Origin of the sequence: Succinimonas amylolytica DSM 2873 (assembly GCF_000378405.1) — a bacterium.
In the GTDB taxonomy this organism is placed as follows: Bacteria; Pseudomonadota; Gammaproteobacteria; order Enterobacterales; family Succinivibrionaceae; genus Succinimonas; species Succinimonas amylolytica.
In genome coordinates, this window is record NZ_KB899638.1 from 122,945 (window position 1) to 125,765 (window position 2,821).

The 2,821-nt window shown below is 45.4% G+C and carries 4 protein-coding genes and 1 pseudogene; 4 read left to right on the forward strand and 1 reads right to left on the reverse strand.

Annotation, left to right across the window (positions count from 1 at the left end):
• From F557_RS23035 to F557_RS0113365, 4 genes are all read left to right on the forward strand, one after another.
• On the forward strand, positions 1-203 hold a 203-nt coding region (locus F557_RS23035), incomplete at its 5' end, for a BrnA antitoxin family protein (protein ID WP_245539417.1).
• Between the two features lie 596 nt (positions 204-799).
• On the forward strand, positions 800-1,252 hold the full coding sequence (locus F557_RS0113355) for a hypothetical protein (protein ID WP_019002724.1): 453 nt from the start codon (positions 800-802) through the stop codon (positions 1,250-1,252).
• Between the two features lie 137 nt (positions 1,253-1,389).
• Positions 1,390-2,019 carry a hypothetical protein gene (locus F557_RS0113360; protein ID WP_019002725.1) on the forward strand — a complete coding sequence of 210 codons (630 nt, stop codon included), beginning with the start codon at positions 1,390-1,392 and terminating at the stop codon, positions 2,017-2,019.
• A 12-nt stretch (positions 2,020-2,031) separates the two neighbouring features.
• Positions 2,032-2,337, forward strand: a complete 306-nt coding sequence (locus tag F557_RS0113365; protein ID WP_019002726.1) for a helix-turn-helix domain-containing protein — start codon at positions 2,032-2,034, stop codon at positions 2,335-2,337.
• Between the two features lie 282 nt (positions 2,338-2,619).
• On the opposite strand, the pseudogene F557_RS20000 reads toward F557_RS0113365, so the two are convergent.
• Positions 2,620-2,821, reverse strand: a pseudogene (locus tag F557_RS20000) (IS110 family transposase); the annotation flags it as partial.

Consider the following 2,821-nt stretch of genomic DNA (forward strand, 5'->3'; position numbering starts at 1 on the left):
AGCTTACTGATGAAGAACTACGAGAAATGGTTGAAGATAGAAGAATTCGTTTGGCTCTTCAGAGAAAGCAGGTTGTTTCTGTTCGTTTGTCTAATAGAGCATTGGAGAAAGCCAAGTCTTTTGGCAAAGGTTATACTTCGGTTCTGAGTCAAATTTTAGAGAGAGTATTAACTGACACTTCTATACTGAAGCAGCTCGTGTAATGAGATCTCCCAATGAGTAAAACCGCCGGAGAGATCCAGCGTTTTTTTTTGTTTAAAACAAACAGCAGATTACAGCTTGAAATAATACGTTTGTCCGTATGGCTGTCCGTCTATAAGCACATCAATATATTTGTAAGTATCAGTGCATCCTTCAGGAATAGGATGGCATCCAGTGTTGCCGCAATTAGGAACGCACACACGGTCCTTAACGAAGGAAGCATCAGTTAAGCCATATGTAAAGAGAAAGACAGGGAAATGCCTGCCCGGCTGACCGGCGAACCAGTGAGAGCCTGAAATTTTTAAAAGAAGGTGGCTCTGGTTCTCCTATGTTAAGAGTGTCACATGATCGCATAATGGATGATTATACTAGACCCGCATTGTAATTATACACATTTAAAAATTCTTGTCAAGATGCGTCAGCCGGAAGGGTGTCCAAGAGCGTGCGAATATAGTCTTGGCTGAATTGGATTAAACAGGGTATAGGGAAATAACATCCCGGCCCTGTTTAGGAGTTTCCTTTGGCCTTTAACGGCAGAAGGAATGAGTTGTTAGTTCGCGACCTTCTTTTTAGTATAACTCTAAATAAGGGGAAGCGGATGTCTTTTTCACTGGCCTTTACAGACGAGGATCTGGATTTTTTAAAACAAAGAGATTTTCTGAAATCTGACGGCGATGGCACCAGCGATGGTTTGGCTGGCAAGGAATTATCGTCAGCGTCTATTTTCTTTTCGTCCCACACAAAAGCTCTCGGAAGTTCAGCTCTTTCTTCTCTGGTGCAGGCCTTTCAGGTACTGACCGGCAGACTGGAAAGCCGTGAGCTTTTTGTCCAGCGGGAATACCAGGGCTTTTCTTCTGCCGTTTCAAAAAACATTACGTTAAAACTGGTGATGGACTTGTATCTGAGGTACGGCCTTACCGAGGATTTCCGTAACAAGATCCTTTTCGGGACTTTCTTTTTGGGAAGAGTGGACGGTTTGCACTATTGTTCGGAGGCCGATGTGTCATATGGCTACAGTACCAACGAGATGTTTAAGATCGTTCAGCTTTGAGCAGCGTTAAATTTTTTGCTAAAACCTGACAACAATTGTTGTCTTAATTAGCCTTTTGTTTTATACTATAGTTCTGGTATAGAGCAGGGGGCTTTTTTCTTTTTTTGGGTTTTCTTCGTTTTAGCAGAGAGCGTGTCATGGACCTGTACAACTTCAAACTGTCGGTAGTTGACAAGATCAAGATGTATTACAATCTGACCGGTGATCTTGGCTGTGAAGAGTACGACATTGCTGCCAGACTTGGATTTTCTGAAGGTGATGTTCCGCTGCTTAATGAGCATCGGCAGGTAGCCATCCCCGACTGTGTTTCTCAGGTTGCCAGTTCTCATAGCGAGGCAATCCCGTCTGACCTGCGAACGTTTTTTGCTTTGCTGGAGCTTGCGAAATTCAAAGGATTTGAGAAGTGGTTCCGTGCGTGCGTGGGCAGCGGTTTGCCATTATCCCCTGATGTGATTGGCACGGGGTACAAGCTGCTGACGGCAGAAGAGAAAACATCCGATCAAGTCCGGCAGGTTCAGACTCCGAAGGAAAGTCCGGGACAGAATTTGACGAAAGCCCCTGGACGCCGCACGGGCGTAAAGAACAGGCAGACACATCATGAAAGAAAGACCGGTATAGAGTCTCAGCAGATAATTGATTACCTGAAAACCAATTTGGTTTTAAACGTCAAAACCGGCGCCGTTTGCAAGGTGACCGGAATTCAGGTAAAGAATTCATTGTCAGATAAGGACGCAAATATCTGGTCTCTGGACGATATTTCATTTTAGCAGGAGGTAGCTATGGCAAAAACAGCTTCAGACAAGCGATACAATGAGTTATTTGCAAAGAAAATTACTTATTTGCGAAACAAGTTTAATCTGACTCGTTCCCAGTTTGCCGCGCTGATGGGGGTGGTTCCCGGCAGCTGCGATTTATGGGAGAGAGGTCAGGTAGTGCCTTCTACCGTTGCGATGTATAAATTGTTCAAATACCCTCAATTCAGGGTGTATCTTGAGTGGTTTTTTGATGACACTCCCATCACGGAGCTTGATAACTTCCAGTTCATCGTTTCGGCACGGTCTCAGGAACCCAGCGAAGTCAAGTAACGTTCAAGACCAGCAATTCCTCAATGACGTCAGCAGGGCTCATTGAGGAATCATCACTTTCAGTTCAGTTTCCTTCTGTGCAGCACACGCATTTTGATCCGGAAAAGATCATGGCATAAGCTTTGACATTCCTGTCTTTGAATTCAATGGCGTTTTATTATGAAAGAAAGCTCCCCGGCGGACAAACGAAAGCGACGGCCCTTAAGCCGCATTCGGAACGCTGCATGCCCTGGCATGGAGTGACGGCCCGGATCTCTTCGGTAAGATCCGTTCCGGCCCCCGTTAAGTTGGCTGGGTCATGCTGACGCTGGCACAGATCACTTTGCCCTGATTGCTGGTTTCGCTCTGCACACACAGCCCTTCAGTAATTTTGGCTCTGGAGATGGCGCGTTTGACCTGATCCATCCGGAATTTTGCCAACGACTGATCGTTCGGACTGTCTTCGTATTTGACCTTCCGCGTTATTATCACGTAAATAATTCTG

Bases quoted from the DNA above. Each gene is read 5' to 3' on its own strand.
- F557_RS0113360 (WP_019002725.1), top strand. From the start codon at position 1,390: ATGGACCTGTACAACTTCAAACTGTCGGTAGTTGACAAGATCAAGATG.
- F557_RS0113355 (WP_019002724.1), top strand. From the start codon at position 800: ATGTCTTTTTCACTGGCCTTTACAGACGAGGATCTGGATTTTTTAAAA.
- F557_RS0113365 (WP_019002726.1), top strand. From the start codon at position 2,032: ATGGCAAAAACAGCTTCAGACAAGCGATACAATGAGTTATTTGCAAAG.